The sequence below is a fragment of the Protofrankia sp. CiT1 genome, assembly GCF_917627335.1.
In the GTDB taxonomy this organism is placed as follows: Bacteria; Actinomycetota; Actinomycetes; order Frankiales; family Frankiaceae; genus Protofrankia.
Genome location: NZ_CAKJTP010000298.1, coordinates 1 through 2,510 on the forward strand (window position 1 = coordinate 1; position 2,510 = coordinate 2,510).

Here is a 2,510-nt window from a genome sequence, read left to right on the forward strand (position 1 = left end):
CTTGGGATCATCGCTCCATCCGACGCTGGTAACCAGCCGCTGTGGTCGGCCAGTGGAACCATCGGCACAGTCTTCAATGGAGAGATCTACAATCACCGGGAGGTTGCCCGCTGGTTGGGGATCGACGACACGCACGGAAGCGACGGACGTGTCATACCGCACCTCCTCGAGGTCCATGGCTCACGCGAACTGTGGCGGCTGCGGGGCATGTACGCTTTTGCCGCCACGGACGTACAACGGCAGAAGATCTTGCTCGCGCGTGACCCTCTTGGTATAAAACCGCTCTACTGGCGCCGGCTGTCAGACGGTACCGTCGCCTTCGCATCGGAGCTACGGGCGCTTGCCGCAATAGCACCCCGCGGGTCCATACGGGCTGCGGCGGTGGCTCGCTTTCTGCATCTGGGCGCCTTGGGCGGTGATGAATCACCGCTCGATGGCATCCAGGCTGTGCCGGCAAACACCTGGATCGAGATCGATGCATCCGGCGAACGCGCACGAGGAACCATCGTCGGTCCCGACCGGCTCGGCGGTCCGCTCCCGCTCGGCGCACCCGAGACAGATGCCCCACTGCGCACAACTCTCCTGGACGCCGTTGCCGTCCACCTTGGCGCGGATGTACCTACCGCTCTCCTGTTGTCGTCGGGTATCGATTCTGCCGCGATCGCGTGGGCCGCGCGGGAGCTCGGAAGCACGCTGACCTGTCTGACGGTTGCACCGGGGCCACAGCAGGGTGAGGCTCTGGGAGCCGCGGCGATCGCCGCAGCGTTCAGTCATCATCACCAGGTTGTGACGGTTGGTGGAGATCCCCTGGACATCGAATCATTCTTTGGTCACATGCAGCGGCCGTCGATCGACGGGTTGAACACGTGGATCGTGTGCCGGGCGGTACGGGACCACGGCTTCAAGGTCGCGCTTTCCGGGCTCGGTGGCGACGAGGCGTTCGGCGGCTACAGCCATTTTCGGCAGCTTCCGGCCTTGCAGGTTCTCCGCGCGCTCGATCGTCTTCCCGCAGGGCCACGGCGGTGGGTGGATCAACAACTTGACCTGCTTCCAGGGCGTGTTCCGGCCAAGGCAAAGACGCTCGCCGCGCTTGGCGGTCCACGGACCGCTTGGGAGTTTGATCTCCTACATCGGTCGGTCTGGCCCCTCGAGCGTGCCCTTGCGGGCACCGGTCTCGTCGACACTGTGCCGGATCATGTTCAGCCCCCGGACGGGCTTGGCGATGGCTGCTCGTCCGCCGCTCTAATCCGAGCTGAAGTGGACAGTTACCTCAGCGCGACGCTTCTACCAGACGCGGACGGATTTTCCATGGCCAGCTCAGTGGAGCTACGTGTCCCGTTTGTGGACCGGTGCGTTCTTGCTGCCGGGCTGCACGCCGCGGAAGACGGTCGGGTCGGAAAAGTACGATTCGCCCGCGCCATCGGCGACCGTCGTCTGCTTCGAGCCGCACGCGGGCCTAAGCAGGGCTTCACCGTCGGGGTTCAACAGAAAATGAACGCTGGGCCGCTCTCGGCCTATGTCCGTGCGCTTGCAGATCCGACGGCCGCGGTCTGGAGTCATGTCGATCCGGTGATCGGCCACCGAGTACTCGAAAGCAACAGCCGTCGTTGGGCGGAGATCTGGGCGCTCGCGTCGTTGAACGCGTGGCTTGAATCGCTCGACACCGACAAATGTGATCACTAAGTCGGCCATCTACCGATGAGCTCCAGACCAGTCGCGCTAGCAGCTGAAAGGGACGAAAAAATGCCATGACAGGCCGCCACGGAAATCTGATGATGCGGATGACCAACGACACCCGCTGTCTTTCCCGTGGTATAGCCAGCCAAAGAGAAGATACAGGGTCGGAAAAGCGAGGAGTCCTCTTGAAATTCAAGTCGCATCGTAGCGAGAAACAGCCCATCGACAGCGTCCAGATCGGCAATCGGAACTGGTGGACGAACAACCCGATGACCTACGACTGGCATGGGATGTCCAGCTCTGAGCCGATGAGTCGCGAATGGTTTGATGAAATGGATCGCCGATGGATCGAGGCGAGCTTCCCGTTTCTGTCCAAACGGCGGCCTTTCGACCAGATCATACCAGATTCGCTCGATGGTAAAAGGGTACTGGAGATCGGCTGCGGAATGGGGCTGCACACCGAGGAACTTATAACTCGAGGTGCGGATGTCACCGCTGTGGACCTGACGGAGAGCGCTGTCACCGCAACAAAGTCGCGGCTGGCCGTGAAGGGGCTGACTGCCCGCGTGCAGCAGGCGGATGCCGAGGAACTGCCGTTCGGCGCCGGCGAGTTTGACTTCGTATGGTCGTGGGGGGTGATTCATCACTCGTCGCGGACCACTCGCATAGTCCGCCAGATAGCCCGTGCCTTGTCAGCGCAGGGGGAGGCGCGGGTAATGGTCTACAACCGTGACGCTCTCGTGACCAAAATGTTGCTGGCCCGTTATTATATTATTGGCCTGGAGTTTCGCCACCGGAGCGCTGACGAAGTCCTCTGGGAGCATACTGACGGC

At 62.1% G+C, this 2,510-nt stretch carries 2 protein-coding genes; both read left to right on the top strand.

Annotated features, from left to right (window positions below; translation table 11 throughout):
* Positions 1-1,683 (top strand): asparagine synthetase B (locus MJ785_RS21810; protein ID WP_239382743.1); only part of this gene is annotated, 1,683 nt, incomplete at its 5' end.
* Between the two features lie 98 nt (positions 1,684-1,781).
* Positions 1,782-2,510 (top strand): bifunctional 2-polyprenyl-6-hydroxyphenol methylase/3-demethylubiquinol 3-O-methyltransferase UbiG (locus MJ785_RS21815; RefSeq protein ID WP_239382745.1); only part of this gene is annotated, 729 nt, incomplete at its 3' end.